Origin of the sequence: Alkalihalobacillus sp. BA299, from assembly GCF_017745675.1 — a bacterium.
Taxonomy (GTDB): Bacteria; Bacillota; Bacilli; order Bacillales; family Bacillaceae_F; genus Alkalihalobacterium.
In genome coordinates this window covers 128919-149368 of record NZ_JAFLJM010000010.1, presented here as the reverse complement: position 1 = coordinate 149368, position 20450 = coordinate 128919, and the positions used below count along the sequence as shown (strand labels likewise).

Genomic DNA, 20450 nt, shown 5'->3' with positions numbered 1-20450 from the left:
AGGAACCCTCCGATCAAAAAAGTGTTGAATATATTTTAACATAGTATTCACAAAAGAGTGCTCCGATTTAAATTATGACTATTTAGTGAAAACGTGTATTTAAAATATTGCTTTATTAATTGTGACGTGTTTAAATAAAACATGTATTTAAAATATAGGTTTTAATTTTTAGGGGAGCTGATATAATGACTGCTACAAAAACATTAAGTCAAGAAACAATCGATATTATTAAATCAACGGTACCTGTTTTAGCTAAGCACGGGGAAGCGATTACAAAACGTTTCTATCAAATGATGTTTACAAATCACCCAGAATTACTTAATATTTTTAACCACGCGAATCAAAAGCAAGGAAGACAACCGAAAGCGCTAGCAAATTCCGTTTACGCGGCAGCTGCTTACATCGATAATCTTGAAGCAATAATACCTGTAGTAAGGCAAATTGCTCATAAACATAGAAGTTTAAATGTAAAAGCAGAACATTACCCAATTGTCGGGAAGCACTTATTATTAGCGATTAAAGACGTATTAGGCGATGCAGCAACCGATGACATTATTAATGCATGGGCAGAAGCATATGAAGTGATCGCAGATGTTTTCATTTCTGTTGAACGCGAAATGTATGAGGAAGCTGAGCGTAAAGCAGGCGGTTGGAAAGAATTCCGAAAGTTTACAGTAGCTAAAAAAGAGCAAGAAAGTGATGTTATTACGTCGTTTTACTTAAGACCAACTGATGGCGAAGAAATTTCTGATTTCCTTCCAGGACAGTATATTTCTATCAAAGCAGTCATCGATGGTGAAGAATATACCCATATTAGACAATATAGCTTATCAGATGTAGCAAAGAAAGGGTACTACCGTATTAGTGTAAAAAGAGAAGATGGCAGAGATGATATTCCAGCAGGGATCGTGTCAACATATTTGCATCATGATGTCAATGAAGGCGATATACTAGAAGTCACAGCACCAGCAGGCGAATTTGTCCTCAATACAGAATCAGATCGTCCGGTCGTTTTACTGAGTGGTGGTGTCGGCCAAACACCAATGATCAGTATGCTAAAAACATTAGTTGATAGTGCTCCAGAAAAACAAGTAACGTATATTCACGCAGCGATTAACAGTAAATATCATGCGCTAGGTGAAGAAGTAACTGCTGTTGTTTCAGAAAGTAATAACGTCGATTACTATGTCGTTTATGAACAGCCAACGGACGAAGATCGCTCGATGCAAAACTATCAAAAAGAAGGATATATTGATCTCGATTGGTTAAAATCAGTTGTTAAAAATAACGATGCAGAATTTTATTTCTGTGGTCCAGTGCCATTTATGAAAGTGATCAATCAGTCTTTAAAAGAATGGGGAGTTCCACAGGAACAAATTCACTTTGAATTTTTTGGCCCAGCTGGAGATTTAGATAAGTAAAAATGAGATAAACTATAAAAGAAAGATAAGAGGAAGTTCACATGGCTTCCTCTTTTATTTGATTTCACGTAGATGATTTCTTCAGTAGTGAAGGTGAAACCTATGATTTTAGTATACATCATTATTGCCGTTGCTTTTATTGATACTTTTTCACAATTACCGATCATTTCTCCATTTGCTGTGAGTGTTGGAGCTAGTCCGCTTCTAGTCGGTATCATTATTGGGATGTATTCTTTCTCAAATATGCTTGGGAATATTTTGGCAGGCATCTGGATTGACCGAATAGGTTCCAGGCGAATTTTATCATTGGGTATGCTGTTAGTAGGAGTCATTCTTTTTTTCTATTCTACCGTGTCCAATCCATATCAGCTACTAACGGTTCGTTTTTTTCACGGGTTTGCAGGTGGATTCATTGTACCTGCAGCCTTCACTTATCTAGGGTCTAGAGGAAACCGAGAAGAAAAGGGAAAAACGATGGCTTTTTCAGGTGCTGGTGTAGGTATCGCAGCAATAATAGGACCGGCACTGGGGGCAATAGTAAGTGGTAAACTTGGTTATGAAGGACTATTTTACTTCGTATCGAGTGTAATGCTTGCTTTTGGTGTGATTACTGCAATTTTTCTAAAAGAAAAAAGTAAAATATCAACGGAGGAAATGGCCTCTAAGCCATTTACCTTCCCGAAATTAAAACGCTTAGTACTTGCGTATCTATCTATCTTTTTATTGCTTTATACTTTAGGACTATTAACGTACTTATTACCATTTAAAGTAGATGAGCTGCATGGAAAGTCTGAAATTACGGGCCTTTTATTAAGCTTTTTTGGACTGATTGCTATTTCCTTATTTATCCTACCTACGAATAAGCTATTTGATCAGTGGAAAAAGACCAATTTAATGAAAAGTGGCTTAATTGTAATAGCTATTGCGCTCATTTTTTTATCGATTTCATTTGCATTATGGCATTTGTTTATCGCTATGGCTATTTATGGTATAGGCTTTGCACTAATTTTTCCTTCAACTAGTGCTTCAGTAATCGAGTTTTCAAAAGAAAATGAAAGAGGTAAAGCTTTTGGACTATTCTATGCTTGTTTTTCACTTGGTGTTATATTCGGGTCATTCACTGCAGGGTTAATGCCCTTCTTACCAACGTACCAATTTTTAATCGGTGCTCTTTTTGTAATGACGGTTGTTATCATTCATAGCGCAATATCAAGATTATGATAATAGAGCGTGCACTGTTTATACAGTGCATTTTTTAAAGAATAAGAAAATTTAAATTTCGAGGATGTCTAGCTTCAGGTGTCATCGGCTCGAGGTCGCTTCGGTCCATCAAACGTGTCAAAAAGTCAGGACACTAATTGCTGGCCCTCCAGCGCTTGTCGCCGATAAGCAGACACCTTCCGCTTTTCTTGTCTAGCTTCAGCGCCCAGCGTCTAGTGGACTTCGCTCCTCCTCCTTACGATAAGTCAACATCGCCTCGTTAGCACTCGCCGTGTTTCCTTTATCTCATACGTTGGGGCTCCAGTCCATACGCCGCTGAACGAGCGCTTCCGCTTTTCTTATTTTTCTGTGGAATCAAATAAATCATCCATACGTAAAAGTAAAACAAAAAGAAGGATTAGGAGCCTAAAAGTTGAAATAATAGAGATAGTGAAAGTAAATTGGGGGCGTATTATGAGTAGTTTCATTAAAAGCACGATTAATTGTGTTTTTGTTCATGTAAATCAACTTCAACGTTCGGCTGAGTGGTACAGTAGGCTGCTTGGGTTAAAGGTATTGGATGAGCGGTTAAACGGTGGTCCCGTGTATTGGATGGAGTTGGATCGATACACGGGGCTAATTTTAGATGATAACAGCGTAAATATAGCAAGAGGTGAATGGAGCAAAGAGAAAGCTCCATTATTTATGTACAAGACAAAAAGTGTTCCATTAGCATATGACGAACTTCAAAAGAAAGGGATCAAGATTACCCTAAAGATCGAAACGCCACAAGAAGGACTTACGTTTTTTAATTTTGAAGACCCAGATGGAAATGTCTTTATGGTATGTAGTGCGGATGAAGATAACGTTCCCATTGAAAAAGTGGCACCCTCTCCCATTCATAACAGCATACCAGCGGTTTTTGTAAATGTTACGGATATCCACAAAGCAGCTGAATGGCATTTCGATTTATTAGGTCTTGAACAACGACCAATGGCTCCTAAAGAAACGATATTAGAAATAAAAAATGAAAAGGGAGCAAATATTTTATTAGATTATAATCGTCATCTGAATGGTGAAGATTTTAAGGTCCTTTTTATGTTTGGAACAGACAATATAAACGAAGCGTATTCCTTTGTAAACAGTAACAATATTAAGGTATTTACGGAAATAGAAGAACATAGAGATGTATCATTTTTTACGATCCTAGATCCAGACGACCATGTAATTATGATATGTCAATCGCATAAGGAGACTGAGTAATTGATTAGAATAGACTGTTAAATGGTGGCTGTATGTGTATTTTAAGACGGTTTTCTTGTACAGAAACAAGTAAACGGACAGCCATTCCTTTATTTGTGACAAAAACGGTAATGGTAATTAATGTACTGTTGGAATAGATATATATCAATTAGAAATTTATTGATGAAATGCTATCATTCTATTAGTTTTTACTAGTAGGAAAATAGCATTTTTTTCTTCACAATTTTGATTTACTCATTTATTAAAGGTAAAAATAGTTAATGCTATAGATGCTATATATAAGGGAGGCTGCCATATTGAAATTAATCAAAGGTGCAATCATTTATCCAATTACTTCTGAAAAAATAAAAAAAGGGGATTTATTAATAAAAGACGGTAAAATTGCGGCGATTGCAAAGGAGATTGAACAAACTTCTTCTATGACGGTTATTCATGCAAAAGGTCTTCACTTACTCCCAGGATTTATAGATGCTCATACTCACCTTGGCCTTTATGATGAAGGAACAGGGTGGGCTGGTAATGATGCAAATGAAACGATTGAAGCGACGACTCCGCATATACGAGCGATTGATGGGGTATATCCACTTGATATCGGTTTTAAAGATGCAGTGAAATTTGGAGTAACTACGGTTCATGTCATGCCTGGTAGTGCCAATGTGATTGGAGGGACAACTTCAGTCATTAAAACGCATGGAAAAAACATTAAGAAGATGATGATCAAGGAAACCGCAGGCTTAAAAATTGCGCTAGGTGAAAACCCAAAACGAATTCATAGTCGTTCGACCAATAATGACTCTATTACGAGAATGGGGATCATGGGGATGCTGAGAGAAGCGTTTATTTCCGCTAAGTACAGTGATGATCCAGAAAGCTTAAGAGTGGCACCTTTAGTTGCTGCGTTAAAACGAGAAATACCCGTTAGGATTCATGCCCACCGTGCGGATGATATTTTGTCAGCTGTTCGATTTGCTGACGAGTTTAACCTTGATTTGCGAATCGAACATTGTACGGAAGGACATCTTATTGCCGGTGAATTAAGTGGCCGGAACTTACATGTTACGGTAGGTCCAACACTGACTAGACGCTCTAAAATTGAATTAAAAAATAAAACGTGGGCAACGTATCGAATTTTAACGGATTACGGGATCCACGTTTCGATTACGACCGATCATCCGTACACGCCCATTCAGTATTTGAATATTTGTGCATCACTAGCTGTCCGTGAAGGTTTAGATGAACAAAAAGCATTAGAAGGGGTGACCATTAACCCTGCATTGAACCTTGGTGTTGATCATAAAGTCGGAAGTCTTGAAGTGGGTAAGGATGCTGATTTAGTACTATGGAATGAACAGCCATTTCACTACTTAGCAACACCTGTTATGACGTTAATAAATGGGGAAATTATTTACAAAAAATAAATAAAAAAATCGGTTCCCTTTTTGTTATAAATCGATTATTATATTAAAGGTGGTTGAGAAAATCACATTATTATAAAGGATTTTGATCATATCACAAGCTTATATAGGAATATTAATAAAATAAACAGAAATTCGACGTTTTTTCACTGATTATAAGGAATGGGAAGGCAATTGGTGCGGCACCAGTTCGTACTGGTTCTAGTGGGTTCGATTCCCACCCCGAATTTTTAAAAACATATTCGAGGGTGGATCTTACACTACAAGACTGCCCTCTAAAATAAGGAGGGATTCAAATGCTAAGAAAACGCGAACTGTCGGACTGTCATGTGTTATACGATTTAATGATTGATCCCGCTGTTTTTCCTTTTGTTCGTCACAAGGCCTATTCATATGATGAGTTTCTATTTTTAACGAAACAAACGATTGAGGCTGAGGAACGTGGTGAGCTAATTTCACGTACAATTACAGATGAGTGGGGTAATCCGATAGGAACCATCAATTTATTTGATGTTCAAGCTGGTACTGGTTTTCTTGGTACTTGGATTGGCAAACCTTACTTTGGAAAAGGCTATAATCAGTTGGCAAAAGACGCTTTTTTTAGTGAACTCTTTTTTGAGCTTGACATTCAAACAGTTTTTATGAGAATTCGTAAAGAAAATATCCGTTCGCTAAAAGCAGCACAAAAGCTACCTTACAATACGTTAGCGAATGAGATTCGACCAGATGTCTATGAATATATTAATTCGAACGGTCCGATTTATGACTTATTTCAAATAGAAAAAGATCAATATCATCTTTATAATATTAGAGAACACAATACACAGGCTAACGATGAAAATCACTTAAAGGAAGCATAGTATAATCCATTAAAAATATTGTACCTCTGAAGTAGACTTTAAATTCTGACCTTACACTATTGTGAGGGTAGGAACTCGGTCTATTTCAGGGGTTTTAATTTTTCATGGAATTATTGTTTTTTATGATTTAGCAGATTTAAACGTTTTAAAAGAGCTGGATAGTCGACCTGAAGATTATTAAAAAAATAGCCTGTATCAATGATGACTTGGTAACCTTAGATACAGGCTTTTCTCTTGCGCGTTTACCCATAAGAGGGACAACGTTTGTGTTATAGTTATTTTGTAGGGAAGCTGACTATATGGTAGCTAGATAGGATAAGGAGTGAAGAAATTGAAACAAGTATATTTAGACTACAATGCTAGTACACCAATTGCACCGGAAGTACGTGAAGCAATGCTTCCTTTCTTAGAAAAGCATTATGGTAATCCATCTGCTCTGCATTTTGAAGGAGTCCATGGAAAGAGAGCTGTAGAAAACGCTAGAAAACAAGTATCCACTATCCTTAAGTGCCAACCGAGTGAGATGATCTTCACTAGTGGTGGAAGTGAGTCAAATAACCATGTGCTAAAAGGTGTCTATTCTACTTTCAGGCAAAAAGGAAACCATATCATCACAACTACTATTGAGCATCCATCGATTATCAACCCATGTAAATACCTTGAGTCAATAGGGGCGAAGGTTACATATGTTAGAGTAGATCATTTTGGTAGAGTAAATCCGAATGATATTAGAGCTGCAATAACAAAGGAGACGATTTTAATCTCTGTCATGCATTCGAATAATGAAGTAGGAACCATTCAACCTATAAAAGAAATTGGTGAAATAGCTAAAGAGCATGACATCTTATTTCATACAGATGCTTCCCAATCAGTTGGAAAAGTGCTGTTAGATGTTAAGGAATTAAATGTTGACTTTTTAACCATTGCAGGGCATAAATTATATGCTCCTAAAGGTATTGGAGCTCTTTACATTCGTGAAGGAATAGATATTGAGCAATTGATACATGGAGCTGGTCATGAAGGTGGAAAAAGAGCGGGAACAGAAAATGTTGTATTTGCCGTTGGTTTAGGAAAAGCTTGCGAAGTAGGTAATGAGTCTATGGAGCAAAATGAACACGTAAGAGCGTTACGTGACTACTTTTGGCAGCAATTAAAAGCGCATTTTAAAGATATGGTTACTTTAAATGGTCATCCAGAATATCGTTTACCAAATACATTAAATATTAATTTTACCAAACGAATCGGTCAAGATATCCTAACAACAATTCCTCAATTAGCTGCATCCACTGGTTCAGCATGCCATTCAGGTGAAGTAACATTATCACCTGTATTAAAGGCAATGGGGGTAAACGAAGAGGAAGGTAAGGGTGCTATACGCTTTAGTTTAGGGAGGTATTCAACAAAAGAGGAAATTGATTATGCATTATCTCTCATTAAACAAGGATATTAAAATGGTATACAGTTAAGTATTTAAGCCAATAGCATACCTTCAATAAGATAATAAAAACATTGGGCATAATAACCCAATGTTTTTATTGTTACTGTTACTTTTCAAGTGCAATTTCAAACTACAACCGATAAGACTGACCCGTTGTTTTTATCTGGGAATTGTTGACGATAAAGATTTTTACACTAGGCATCGATATCCAAGCGCTTAATCCGATATTGAAGTGTTTGCCTACTTAATCCTAATTCTTCGGCAGTATTCGTTTTATGATACTTATGCTTTTCGAGTGTTCGTTGGATATAATATTTTTCAGCGTTGAGTAAATACTCTTTTAAATTTCCAACTGGAGTTGGAGTGCTTTTATCATTATTACCTATGCTGTTACTCACTTGTTTTTCTTGATTTGGATCATAAACACTAACAATCGAAGACTTTTGTTGCATCCCCAATGTTGATTTGTTTTTAAAGTGATATGGTAAATGAGCGGTTTCGATCGTGCTTGTTCCAACAAGGACGTTCATTGCAGCCTCGATAACATGTTCAAGCTCCCTGACATTTCCTGGCCAGTCATATTGCTCAAATAATTGCATTACATCATCACTGATCTCCGTAACATCCATTTGAAAGATACGGTTATATTTCTCGATAAAATGATGAACTAATAACTGAATGTCTTCTTTTCTCTCTCTAATCGGAGGGATGAATAAAGAAACAACACTTAGACGGTAGTATAAGTCTTTTCGCAAGCGATTGTTAGCGATCGCTTCGACTGGATCCTCGTTTATTGTTGCAATAATACGTACATTCACTTTTCTATTTACTGTATCGCCAATCCGACGTATCGATTTTTCTTGAATCGCTCGGAGTAGCTTCGCTTGAAGCATGGGACTTAAGGAGTTAATTTCATCGAGTAACAAAGTTCCGCCCTCGGCTTGTTCAAATAGGCCAATTTGATCGGTTGCCCCTGTGAAGGCGCCCTTTTTCGTACCAAAAAGTATACTCTCAATAAGCGTATCAGGCATGGCTGCACAGTTTTGGGATATAAAAGGACCAGATGAATGCTCACTTCCATTGTGAATACTTTGTGCGAATAATTCCTTACCCGTTCCAGTTTCGCCGATAATGAGTACAGAGGAAGGGGTTCTTGTCGCTCTTTTTGCGACTGCGATCACTTCTTTCATAGCTGAACTGTCACCTATTAAACTATCAAATGTAAAACGAGTATCGCCTTTTAACTTCATATTATTTTTGATTAAGTTTTCTATTTTTGTTACATCTTTAGCTATTTCTATTGCACCAATCACTTTATCATTTTCATAGATCGGAAATGTGTTATTAATAGTAGTGATTGCTTTTCCATTTTTAGTAAAGTACGTTTGTTTCATATTTTTAAATTCTTTTTCTTCAAACAAAGCTTCTAGCAATGTACTGCGCTGACCATCTTCAAATTGAAAGACTTCTAAGAAATCTTGGTCAAAAACCTCTTCTTTTGTAAGTGACTCGATTTCGGCCATCTTATTATTGTAAATAATTGTTTTTCCTGCTTCGTTAATAACGTGAACTCCAACATCTATTTCATTTAGTAATGTTTCGTAAATCGTCATAAGCTGTGTGGAATGGTTTGATTTAGAAGAATTCATGGAGGTTCCTCCTTTGCAATTTTTAAAGAATAAGAAATTTCGAAGGTGTCTAGCACATGCCCCACCGACTAGCGAGACTTCCCTCACCTCCGTCAACATCGACTCACTAACGAACACCCGAGTTTCCTTTATCTCCTGCGGCCGAGGCTAGTAGGTACGTCGGTAATCGGGCGCTTTCGCTTTCTTATTAGAAGGCACTTTACTTGAAGATTTAAAAATAAATGTAGCCTATGAGTAGCCAATGATTAAATTGTTCAATTTTTTAGTATTCTTCTATTATTAATTATTAATTGTATCGGGTAAAGTGGAAGAATGACAGTTTTTTTTCGTTTTTTTTTAATTGGCTATTAAAAATGAACTTAGTTTAGCAGAAAACGAAAAATTTCTTTCTTAATGAAAAATAATTTTACGACATCGCAAATTTTTTTTCGGAAAAAATTGATAAATAGTTATTTTACAAGGTTTAAAAAGTTGGCACGGAAATTGCATTATTGAAAGTGTGTAGGGAAAAGAAAGTTTTAAGGAGGGATTGTTTTGTTAGCAACAACAACAATTATTGAGAAAACAGAAACTTTTGGTGCGAGAAATTATAATCCTCTACCAGTAGTGATATCAGAAGCAAAAGGCGCATGGGTGAAAGATCCTGAAGGAAATAAATATTTAGATATGTTAAGTGCGTATTCAGCTGTGAACCAAGGGCATTGTCACCCGAAAATTATAGGTGCATTAAAAACGCAAGCAGAGCGAATTACGTTAACTTCGCGTGCATTTCATAATGATCAACTTGCACCGTTTTATGAGAAGGTTGCAAAAATGACCGGGAAAGATATGATCCTCCCAATGAATACAGGTGCTGAAGCAGTGGAAACAGCCGTTAAAGCTGCTCGTCGTTGGGCTTATGATAAAAAAGGAGTTCCAAATAATCAAGCTGAGATTATTGTCTGTGAAGAAAACTTCCACGGACGTACAATGACAGCTGTCTCACTTTCTTCAAACGATGAGTACAAAAGAGGCTTTGGACCAATGCTTCCAGGAATTAAAATCATTCCATACGGTGATTTAGAAGCATTGAAAGCAGCGATTACACCAAATACAGCTGCATTTATGCTTGAACCGATTCAAGGGGAAGCTGGAATTCGAATTCCGAGAGATGGATTCTTAAAAGAAGCTTATGAACTATGTCAAAGCGAGAATGTTCTATTTATAGCTGATGAAATTCAAGCGGGGTTAGGGCGTTCAGGTAAGTTGTTTGCATGTGATTGGGAAAGCGTTAAGCCAGATATGTATATTTTAGGTAAAGCGCTTGGTGGTGGAGTATTCCCGATTTCAGTTGTAGCTGCAAACCGTGACGTTTTAGAAGTCTTTGAGCCAGGTTCACACGGTTCGACGTTTGGTGGAAACCCACTTGCTTGCGCAGTTTCTATTGCTGCACTTGAAGTTATCGAAGAAGAGAACCTCGTTGCACGTTCGTTTGAGCTTGGAAACTACTTAAAAGAGAAATTACAACAAATTGATAACCCAGTGATTAAAGAAATTCGTGGGAGAGGGCTATTCATCGGTGTTGAACTTACAGAGTCTGCAAGAAAGTATTGTGAACAATTAAAAGAAGAAGGGCTTTTATGTAAAGAGACACATGAAACTGTGATCAGGTTTGCACCGCCGCTTGTAATCGAGAAAGAAGATCTTGATTGGGCAATCGAAAAAATTTATAAAGTGCTAGGTAAATAATCTAAAGCAAATGAAAAATGAGGTGGATGTCGGTGGGAGTAGTCGTTGAAAAAAAAGTTGAAAACAATGTACTGTCGGCAACGCAAAAAGTCATTCAAGAAGCGATCAATAAATTAGGCTATCGAGATGAAATGTATGAGCTACTTAAAGAGCCAGTTCGAATGTTAACCGTTCGTATTCCAATCCGAATGGATAACGGGGATGTCAAAGTCTTTACTGGTTATCGTGCCCAACACAATGACGCAGTAGGGCCAACAAAAGGTGGTATTCGTTTTCATCCCGAAGTAACGGAAGATGAAGTGAAAGCTTTATCAATGTGGATGACCTTAAAGTGTGGAATTGTCAATGTTCCATATGGTGGTGGAAAAGGTGGGATCGTTTGTGATCCTAGAAGTATGTCTTTTCCAGAAATTGAACGGTTGAGTAGAGGGTATGTTCGTGCAATAAGTCAGATTGTTGGTCCGACAAAAGATATACCGGCACCAGATGTATTTACGAACTCGCAAACGATGGCTTGGATGATGGATGAGTATAGTCGAATTCGTGAATTCGATTCGCCTGGGTTTATTACCGGTAAGCCTGTAATATTAGGAGGTTCTCACGGTAGAGAAACGGCAACAGCAATGGGTGTTACGATTTGTATAGAAGAAGCGGCTAAGGCGAAAGAAATGGATCTCGTCGGAGCGAAAATCATCATTCAAGGCTTCGGAAATGCTGGGGGCTACTTAGCTAAAATTTTAACAGGACGCGGGGCAAAAATTATCGGTATTTCCGATGCATACGGCGCTTTATATGATGAAGCTGGTTTAGATATTGATTATTTATTAGATAAGCGAGATTCTTTTGGTACCGTTACGAAACTATTTAAAAATACGATTCCGAATCATGAACTACTCAAGCAAGAGTGTGACATATTGGTTCCTGCAGCGGTTGCCAACCAAATTACTGGCGAAAATGCTCATGAAATCAAGGCAAATATTGTTGTAGAAGCTGCGAATGGACCAACGACAATGGAAGCAACGAAGATCTTAGCTGACCGTGGCATATTAATTGTTCCTGATGTGTTAGCGAGTTCCGGTGGTGTGACTGTATCCTATTTCGAGTGGGTTCAGAATAATATCGGTTACTATTGGTCAGAAGAAGAAGTCGCTGAAAAGCTTCGTGAAAAGATTGTATCTGCTTTCAATACCGTGATTCATACCGCATCTCTTCATAAGGTGGATACTAGACTTGCTGCGTATATGGTTGGAATTCGAAAGACTGCTGAAGCATCAAGATTCCGCGGATGGGTTTAAGAACTAAGGAGGGAGAAAATTGAGTAGCTATCGAACAGTGGATAGTTTATCGGATGGTATCGTAGAGAAGGTTTTTGTAGAAAAAGGGACGTATGTTCATGAATGGGAACCGTTATTCCTTATCAAAACGGCTAATGGCGCCATAAAGAAAATTGAAATGGGTGTAAGTGGCGTCATTTCAAAAGTAAATGTTGAGCCAGGTGAACGCGTTTGTTCTGATATGACGTTAGCACTTTTAGAAGAAGATACCGTTTCAAACGGTTGTGACTAATCTATTAAAATATCAACAGAAAAATATATCAAAGAAAATTTTGGAGGGAACATATATGTTAACAACTTATAAACATGAACCATTTACTGATTTTACTGTAGAAGAAAATCGCATCGCTTTTGAAGAGGCATTAAGAAATGTAGAAAAAGTGCTAGGAAAAGAGTACCCATTAATTGTTGGTGGAGAGCGAATTACGACAGAAAATAAAATCGTCTCTATTAATCCTTCAAATAAAGAAGAAGTAGTTGGAGTTGTTTCAAAAGCAAATAAAGAAATCGCTGAAAAAGCAATGCAAGCTGCAGATGAAGCATTCCAATCATGGAGAAAAGTAAACCCTGAAGAAAGAGCGAATATTTTAATTCGTGCAGCTGCGATGATCCGTCGCCGTAAACATGAGTTTTCTGCATACCTTGTAAAAGAAGCAGGCAAGCCTTGGAAAGAAGCAGATGCAGATACAGCTGAAGCAATTGATTTTCTTGAATATTATGGCCGTCAAATGATTGCTTTAAAAGATGGTAAACCAGTAAATAGCCGTGAAGGTGAACATAACCGTTATTTCTATACTCCAATTGGGGTTTGTGTAACGATTTCACCATGGAACTTCGCACTTGCCATTATGGCTGGTACAACAGTTGCACCGATTGTAACTGGTAATACTGTTTTATTAAAGCCTGCAAGTACGACTCCTGTTGTCGCTGCAAAATTCGTTGAGGTGCTTGAAGAAGCAGGTCTTCCAAAAGGGGTAGTTAACTTCATTCCAGGAAGCGGTGCAGAAGTTGGGGATTACTTAGTAGATCATCCGAAAACAAGCTTAATTACGTTTACTGGTTCACGTGATGTAGGTGTACGCCTATATGAAAGAGCTGCTGTTGTTCATCCAAGTCAAAACCATTTAAAGCGAGTCATCGTTGAAATGGGTGGAAAAGACACAGTTGTTGTGGACAAAGAGGCAGATCTTGAATTAGCTGCACAATCTATCGTTGTATCAGCATTCGGTTTCTCAGGACAAAAATGTTCAGCAGGTTCTCGTGCTGTTGTTCACGAGGATGTGTATGATGAAGTATTAGAAAGAGTAGTGGCATTAACTAATGAATTAACAGTTGGTGAACCGTCAACACGCGAAATGTATATGGGGCCAGTTGTAGACAAAGGCGCATTTGATAAAATCATGAACTATATTGAAATTGGAAAAGAAGAAGGTCGCCTAATGGCTGGAGGAAAAGGTGACGACTCCAAAGGCTTCTTCATTCAACCAACGATTTTTGCAGATCTTGATCCGAATGCAAGACTTATGCAAGAGGAAATCTTTGGTCCAGTTGTTGGGTTTAGTAAAGCAAAAGACTTTGATCATGCCATTGAAATTGCTAATAACACAGAATATGGATTAACTGGAGCGGTTATCACGAATAATCGTGAGCACATCGAACAAGCAAAACAAGACTTCCATGTTGGTAACCTATACTTCAACCGTAATTGTACAGGAGCAATTGTTGGATACCACCCATTTGGCGGATTTAAAATGTCCGGTACCGATTCAAAAGCAGGTGGACCTGATTATTTAGCACTTCATATGCAAGCAAAAACAGTATCAGAAATGTACTAAAATACTTGAGGTAAGCTTCCCTAATCCAATCTGTGAGTAGGGGAGTTTTTCCTATGAAAATAAAGGGGTTTTTCAAATGATTATTGAGAAGATATCAAAAAATTTCTTTATCTCGTTATCTCAAAATAAAGTATTAAACAATGGTGCGAAGAAATGGGGATTACGTTTAGGGGCGTCGCAAGTGGTAGCAGGTGTATCGATTTCAAGTGCTATCGATACGGTACGACAGCTTAATGAAAAAGGATTAGTTTGCACAGTTGATCACTTAGGAGAATTTGTATTAAACAAAGCTGAAGCGATTGAGTCCACTTATATTTGTATTGAAACTTTAGAAGCCATTGCGGAATCTAAGGTTAATTGTAATTTATCTGTGAAATTAACTCAGCTTGGATTAGAGTAGCTTTATTTAGTCCGGTTATCCTTGCTAGCTCACTTCTTGAAAGTGAGCCTTTTTAATAATCTCTTCAATAATCAATATCCTGCGATCTAATTGTTTAATATAATTTGCATCCCCGGTGTTCATATTTCGCCCTCCAATAAACCGTATTCTTTTCATACCTTTTTAGTATTAAAAAGTTCCACTTTAAGCGGATGAATAAATTCCTATCGAGTAAATAGTTTAGCTACTAAACAAAAAACTCTTGAAATTTAAAACGTTTACATAGTATTATATAGTTAATAGTTTGTTTAATAAACAAATAAATAAATAAAAATAAATCCATTAGGGAAATTTCACGAACTTAGGATTTGGATCAATATTTATTAGAAAAGTAGTACGTTAATTAATAAAAAAAAGAGGTGTGTCAAATGGAAATGAGCTTTCGTTGGTATGGAAACGAGGATCCAGTAAAGTTAGAACAAATTAAACAAATTCCAGGAATGGTTGGAATCGTTTCTGCGATTTATGACATTCCAGTAGGGGAAGTATGGCCGCATGAAAAAATTATCGAGCTAAAGCAAACAATTAAAAATCATGGATTAACTCTAAACGTAATTGAAAGTGTGCCTGTTCATGAGGAAGTAAAAATGGGTTTAGATAGTCGCGATAAATGGATTGAAAATTATAAAACAACATTGAGAAACCTTTCAAAAGCAGGGATCAAAACCGTTTGTTATAATTTTATGCCAGTGTTTGATTGGACGCGCACTCAGTTAGATGCACCGCTGCCAGACGGATCGAATTCATTACTCTATGACGAAGCGATGGTACAAAATATAGATCCTTTAAGTGGAGAATTAGAGTTACCGGGGTGGGACTTATCGTATCAAACTGACGACTTAAGAAAGATTATGGAGCAATACCAAACAATTTCGAATGAACAATTAATGGAAAACCTAATTTATTTCTTAAAAGAAGTAGTACCTGTCGCAGAAGAAGAAAATATTTTACTAGCTATTCACCCGGATGATCCACCTTGGCCTATTTTTGGATTACCTAGAGTGATTACAGGGAAAGAAAATGTGCAATATTTACTAGAAACTGTAGATAGTCCAAATAACGGAATTACATTTTGCTCTGGTTCTTATGGTGCCAACCCGGAAAATAACTTAGAGGAAATTATTGAAATTGCGAAAAATCGTATTCACTTCGTCCACGCTCGAAATGTGAAGTGGATTGGAAAATTATCGTTCCAAGAAACTTCTCACTCAATAAAAGACGGTTCTCTTGATATGGTGGGTATTATTCGTAAGTTACATGAAGTTGGCTTTACAGGACCGATCCGTCCCGACCACGGAAGAATGATTTGGGGAGAAGAAGGAAGACCAGGTTACGGTTTATATGATCGTGCATTAGGTGCAACCTATTTAAATGGAATTATCGATACATTGAACAACAAATAGGAGGGATTGCTATGAATTTACCATTTCAAATAAGTCTAGAAAATAAAGTAGCTGTTGTTACAGGTGGGAGCGGTGTCCTTGGTTCAACCATGTGTGAGGCATTAGCAGCAGCAGGTGCAAAAGTAGTCATTTTAGCACGAAATAAAGAGAAGATCGATAAAGTAGTAGACCGAATTAATGCCAATGGTGGAGAAGCCTACGGCTATGCTGTGAATGTTTTAAGTAAGGACGATTTAGAAGCTGTTCGTGAAGAGGTTTTATCTAAAGTAGGTCCTTGTAACATTTTAATAAATGGAGCGGGTGGTAATCATCCGAAGGCAACAACGTCAAGAGAACGTCTTAAGCTAGAGGATTTAGAGGACGCAGAGCAACAAACATTTTTTGATTTAGATTCAAATGCAGTCGAAGGCCTATTTAATCTTAACTTTTTAGGGACATTGTTGCCAACACAAGTATTTGCAAAAGATATGGTGAATCAAGCAGATGCAACGGTTATTAACATTTCATCGATGAATGCATTCCGTCCTTTAACGAAAATTCCAGCCTACAGTGGAGCAAAAGCAGCCATAAGTAATTTTACACAATGGTTAGCTGTTCACTTTTCTAAAGTAGGTATACGTGTAAATGCAATTGCTCCAGGCTTCTTTCTGACAGATCAAAATCGATCATTATTAATAGGGGAAAATGGTGAGTATAGTGACCGTGCCAATAAAATTTTATCACAAACTCCTGTGGAACGATTCGGTGAACCAGAAGAATTAGTTGGAACTCTATTGTGGTTAGTTAATCATAAAGCGTCAAGTTTTGTGAATGGAGTTGTTATACCTGTTGATGGTGGTTTCTCAGCGTATTCAGGAGTTTAAAAGGAGAGTAAACAATGGCGAAAATCCTTACGATCGGTGAATTATTATTACGTTTAACGCCTGTCCAGCTTCAACGATTAAACCAAACTCGAGAACTAACAATGAGTTATGGCGGGGCAGAAGCAAATGTTGCCGTATCACTAAGTCAATTTGGTCACCATGCTTCTCTTTTATCTGTAATACCAGCCAATGATTTAGGTGAAGCAGCTTTGTCACACTTAAAAGCATTTGGGGTTGATACGTCATCGATATTTCGAGGTGGCGAACGGTTAGGATTGTATTTTTATGAACAAGGGTTTTCTAGTAAACAAGCAAAAGTAATCTATGATCGTAAATATTCTTCGATCCTTGAACTACCAAATGAAAAAATCGACTGGGACCAAGTTTACGCAGGAGTTGACATTTTGCACACGACTGGTATTACACCTGCATTAAGTGAAAAATTACAGCAGTTTACAATAAAAGCTATTCAGGAAGCAAAAAAGCGAAAGGTTCAAATTAGCTTTGACTTTAATTATCGTGCAAAGTTATGGTCGATCGAAAAAGCTAAAGAAACCTTTCTATCCATTCTGCCTTACGTTGATATTTGCTTTGTTGGTTATAAAGATTTTAAATTTCTTCTTGGTAATGATGGACCAGAACATTTTACTAAAGACGTGTTAGAAAACTGGTACCGTGAATTAGCAATAAAATATGAGATAAGCTATCTTGTATGTACTAACCGTACAATCATTTCCTCATCAAAAAATGAAATAGTCGGTTATGTGTATTTTGAAAATTGTTTATATGAAAGTGAACGTATTTCATTTGAAATTTTAGATCGTATCGGTGGTGGGGATGCGTTTGCAGCTGGTGTTCTACATGGTATTGCAGCTGGTTATGAGTCAAAGAAAATGATTGAATTTGCTGTGAGTTCAAGTGTATTGAAGCATACTGTTTATGGGGATCATAATCAATTTTCCGTAGATGAAGTAAAAACGTTTGTTGCCAATCGAGGCGGTGATGTAAATAGATAGCCTTTAATGGATTTCGATATAGGTTTTATAATTTTTATAATTGAGTGTAAGTTATGTTATACCCTATTATTACGAAAACACGTAGAGTCATTGACTTAAATGGAATTTGGAATTTTAAATTAGACGATGGTAGTGGACTGAAAGCTGGATGGGAGCAATCAAAGTTAACGGGTACTATAAATATGGCGGTTCCTGCTTCATTCAATGATGCAGGGGTTACTGCAGAAATACGTAACCACATCGGTTGGGTTTGATGAGACGGTTAATGTGATGGACTTTCAATTAATGCGATGGATTGGTGCGAATTCTTTCCGTACAGCACATTATCCATATTCAGAGGAATTAATGCGACTAGCTGACCGTGAAGGCTTTGTTGTGATTGATGAGACACCAGCAGTTGGTGTACATTTGAACTTTGCAGCCACGTTACTAGGAGGAAAAGAAAGACGCAATACGTGGGAGCATATCCAAACGTTTGAACATCACCAACAAATTATTAAAGAGCTTGTCGCTCGTGATAAAAACCATCCAAGTGTGGTCCTGTGGTCTGTAGCCAATGAACCTGCATCAGAAGAAGAGGGAGCCTATGAATATTTCAAACCTCTCGTTGAGTTAACAAAGGAATGCGATCCGCAAAATCGTCCAGTAACGATCGTAACACATCTAATGTCCACGCCAGAAACCGATAAAATTGCCGAGTTAATCGATGTCCTCGGTTTAAATCGTTATTACGGGTGGTACGTTGAAGGTGGAGAGCTTGAAGTCGCAAAAGTAAAATTACGTGAAGAGTTTGAAGGGTGGAATAAACGTTGCCCTGAAAAGCCAATCATAATGACCGAATACGGGGCAGATACGGTAGCGGGTTTACACGATGTCGACCCTGTCATGTTTACTGAGGAATACCAAGTCGAGTATTTACGTGCTAATCATGAAATCTTTGATCAGTTTGAAAATTTTGTGGGCGAACAAGTTTGGAACTTCGCTGATTTCAATACGAGTCAAGGGATCTTAAGAGTTCATGGAAATAAAAAAGGCATCTTCACCCGAGATCGAAAACCGAAATATGCGGCTCATGCACTTCGCAAACGCTGGACGGAAATTCATGACTTTAACTATAAAAAGTAAAAAGAAACCCTGGTTTTGCCAGGGTTTTTATACTATATCAAGACATGACCTCAAAATTTCAGGCAAGAAATTAGTAAGATTTCTGTAGGATCTTTTATAATAGAAATATACATTAAACATTCGTCATGAAATTCTATGAAAGTAGAGAAAAGAAATGTGCATTTAATTTAATAGTTTGGAAGAAGGGAAATCATGAATAAAAGACTAATTAAAATAGCGATACTTTCTGTTTCGTTATTAACCGTAATGGCGGGAGCTGCCGTATCACCTGCGTTAGCTGACATCGCCCTTGCTTTTCCTGAGTCTAATGAAACAACAATCAAGTTAATATTAACATTACCATCTGTTATGATTATACCTTTTATTTTTGTATCTAGTTATTTAACAACACGTTTTTCAAAAAAAAGTATTCTTTTTATTGGGATCCTTTTTTATTTAATTGGTGGGATTGGCGGCGGACTCGTCTCAACGATTGAATTGCTTTTATTATGTCGTGCAATCTTAGGGATAGGTGTCGGGCTTATGATGCCAATTTCCACTTCTCTTGTAGCTGATTTCTTTGATGGAGAAGAGCGGACGGCTACAATGGGGCAAGTAAGTGCTGCAAACAACCTAGGTGGAGTCGGCTTATTTTTAATGTCTGGGGTACTAGCGGCCATTAGTTGGAGAGTTGCTTTTTTTGTATACATTTTAGCACTTGTTTCAGCCATTATTGTTTACTTCCATTTACCGAAAACGAAAAGTGATGGTGCACCATCAGGTAACTTTGTAATAGGTGTACCGAAAAAAATATATGGTTTTGGTTTGAGTGCGCTTTTTATTGTGTTAATATTTTTTGCTATCCCTGTAAATATGGCTTTGTATATGCAACAAGAAGGAATTGGAAGCTCACAGCTTGCTGGAGTAATTATTTCAGTAGGAACGATGGCTGGGTTTATTGCTGGGTTGCTATTAGCACGTATTAGACGGTTGCTACAAAACTATTTTACCGGAATTCAACTGTTAATCATGGCAATTGGCTTTTTTACTTTAAGCTTTTCAAATCACTTAATAATCATTGCGTTAGGTGTAGGTATTACGGGGTATGGGTTTGGTTCAATTCTACCTACCGTTTTTGATCAAGTTACTCGTGAAGTGCCTAGGTCTGAAACCGTTCAAGCAATGGCAATTGTTACGAGCATGCTCTTTTTAGGTCAGTTTATTTCACCACTCGTTCTTGATGGGATAGGTATGGTTTTTGGAAATGAAACGGTCCGGTTTTTATATCAGTTTTTAGCGAGTGCTATATTACTAGTAGCGGCAACATTTTTAGCCCTAGCAATTAAGGTCAGTCTAAGCGAAAAGCGAGAAGTGCTGTTTAAAAGTATGAATAAAAAAGACATGCAATTACAAAAAAAATGAGCATAAGTAATAAATAGCTTTTATTTATCCGAATCCTTTAACGAGGGTTCGGTTTTATTT

16 protein-coding genes and 2 pseudogenes are annotated in these 20450 nt (G+C 37.3%); 17 read left to right on the top strand and 1 reads right to left on the bottom strand.

All coding sequences use genetic code 11. The features are described 5' to 3' along the window. Nucleotides 1-185: 185 nt before the first annotated feature. The 6 genes from hmpA (at nt 186) to J0N78_RS14530 (ending at nt 7609) form a co-directional block, all read left to right on the top strand. Nucleotides 186-1421: an NO-inducible flavohemoprotein gene (gene hmpA / locus J0N78_RS14555; protein WP_209123835.1), complete on the top strand. Its 1236-nt coding sequence runs from the start codon at nt 186-188 to the stop codon at nt 1419-1421. A 102-nt stretch (nt 1422-1523) separates the two neighbouring features. Continuing rightward, nucleotides 1524-2642: an MFS transporter gene (locus tag J0N78_RS14550; RefSeq protein ID WP_247747325.1), complete on the top strand. Its 1119-nt coding sequence runs from the start codon at nt 1524-1526 to the stop codon at nt 2640-2642. A 453-nt stretch (nt 2643-3095) separates the two neighbouring features. Then, complete coding sequence (locus tag J0N78_RS14545) at nt 3096-3884, top strand: VOC family protein (protein WP_209123833.1); 789 nt, start codon at nt 3096-3098, stop codon at nt 3882-3884. A gap of 296 nt (nt 3885-4180) precedes the next feature. Continuing rightward, the gene (locus J0N78_RS14540) at nt 4181-5302 is read left to right on the top strand and encodes an amidohydrolase (RefSeq protein ID WP_247747324.1); all 1122 of its coding nucleotides are present in this window, start codon (nt 4181-4183) and stop codon (nt 5300-5302) included. Nucleotides 5303-5595: 293 nt separating this feature from the next. Then, nucleotides 5596-6159, top strand: a complete 564-nt coding sequence (locus J0N78_RS14535; protein ID WP_209123831.1) for a GNAT family N-acetyltransferase — start codon at nt 5596-5598, stop codon at nt 6157-6159. A gap of 322 nt (nt 6160-6481) precedes the next feature. Continuing rightward, the gene (locus tag J0N78_RS14530; protein WP_307794946.1) at nt 6482-7609 is read left to right on the top strand and encodes a cysteine desulfurase family protein; all 1128 of its coding nucleotides are present in this window, start codon (nt 6482-6484) and stop codon (nt 7607-7609) included. A 182-nt stretch (nt 7610-7791) separates the two neighbouring features. On the opposite strand, the gene J0N78_RS14525 is transcribed toward J0N78_RS14530, so the two are convergent. Then, a complete protein-coding gene (locus J0N78_RS14525) occupies nt 7792-9246 on the bottom strand; it encodes a sigma-54 interaction domain-containing protein (protein ID WP_209123829.1) in 1455 nt (484 codons plus the stop codon). A gap of 534 nt (nt 9247-9780) precedes the next feature. On the opposite strand from J0N78_RS14525, the gene J0N78_RS14520 reads away from it, so the two are divergent. The 11 genes and pseudogenes from J0N78_RS14520 (at nt 9781) to J0N78_RS14475 (ending at nt 20390) form a co-directional block, all read left to right on the top strand. Further along, nucleotides 9781-10974, top strand: coding sequence for an ornithine--oxo-acid transaminase (locus J0N78_RS14520; protein WP_209123828.1), 1194 nt, complete (start codon nt 9781-9783; stop codon nt 10972-10974). A 32-nt stretch (nt 10975-11006) separates the two neighbouring features. After that, the gene (locus J0N78_RS14515; RefSeq protein ID WP_307794945.1) at nt 11007-12269 is read left to right on the top strand and encodes a Glu/Leu/Phe/Val family dehydrogenase; all 1263 of its coding nucleotides are present in this window, start codon (nt 11007-11009) and stop codon (nt 12267-12269) included. A gap of 19 nt (nt 12270-12288) precedes the next feature. Continuing rightward, entirely contained in the window at nt 12289-12540 is a 252-nt protein-coding gene (locus J0N78_RS14510) for a biotin/lipoyl attachment domain-containing protein (RefSeq protein ID WP_209123826.1), read from the top strand. Nucleotides 12541-12595: 55 nt separating this feature from the next. Further along, nucleotides 12596-14143 carry an L-glutamate gamma-semialdehyde dehydrogenase gene (gene pruA / locus J0N78_RS14505; protein WP_209123825.1) on the top strand — a complete coding sequence of 516 codons (1548 nt, stop codon included), beginning with the start codon at nt 12596-12598 and terminating at the stop codon, nt 14141-14143. A gap of 76 nt (nt 14144-14219) precedes the next feature. Then, nucleotides 14220-14540: pseudogene (locus tag J0N78_RS14500) on the top strand (proline dehydrogenase); the annotation flags it as partial. Between the two features lie 410 nt (nt 14541-14950). Further along, on the top strand, nt 14951-15985 hold the full coding sequence (gene uxuA / locus J0N78_RS14495; protein ID WP_209123823.1) for a mannonate dehydratase: 1035 nt from the start codon (nt 14951-14953) through the stop codon (nt 15983-15985). Nucleotides 15986-15996: 11 nt separating this feature from the next. Next, nucleotides 15997-16848, top strand: a complete 852-nt coding sequence (locus J0N78_RS14490; RefSeq protein WP_209123822.1) for an SDR family oxidoreductase — start codon at nt 15997-15999, stop codon at nt 16846-16848. A gap of 14 nt (nt 16849-16862) precedes the next feature. Continuing rightward, nucleotides 16863-17864: a sugar kinase gene (locus J0N78_RS14485; RefSeq protein WP_209123821.1), complete on the top strand. Its 1002-nt coding sequence runs from the start codon at nt 16863-16865 to the stop codon at nt 17862-17864. Nucleotides 17865-17917: 53 nt separating this feature from the next. Next, nucleotides 17918-18118: a hypothetical protein gene (locus J0N78_RS26525; protein WP_247747323.1), complete on the top strand. Its 201-nt coding sequence runs from the start codon at nt 17918-17920 to the stop codon at nt 18116-18118. Beyond that, nucleotides 18111-18989 (top strand): annotated as a pseudogene (locus J0N78_RS14480) (glycoside hydrolase family 2 TIM barrel-domain containing protein); the annotation flags it as partial. The gene J0N78_RS26525 and the pseudogene J0N78_RS14480, both read left to right, overlap by 8 nt. Before the next feature lie 192 nt (nt 18990-19181). Further along, entirely contained in the window at nt 19182-20390 is a 1209-nt protein-coding gene (locus J0N78_RS14475) for an MFS transporter (protein WP_209123820.1), read from the top strand. Nucleotides 20391-20450 lie beyond the last annotated feature (60 nt).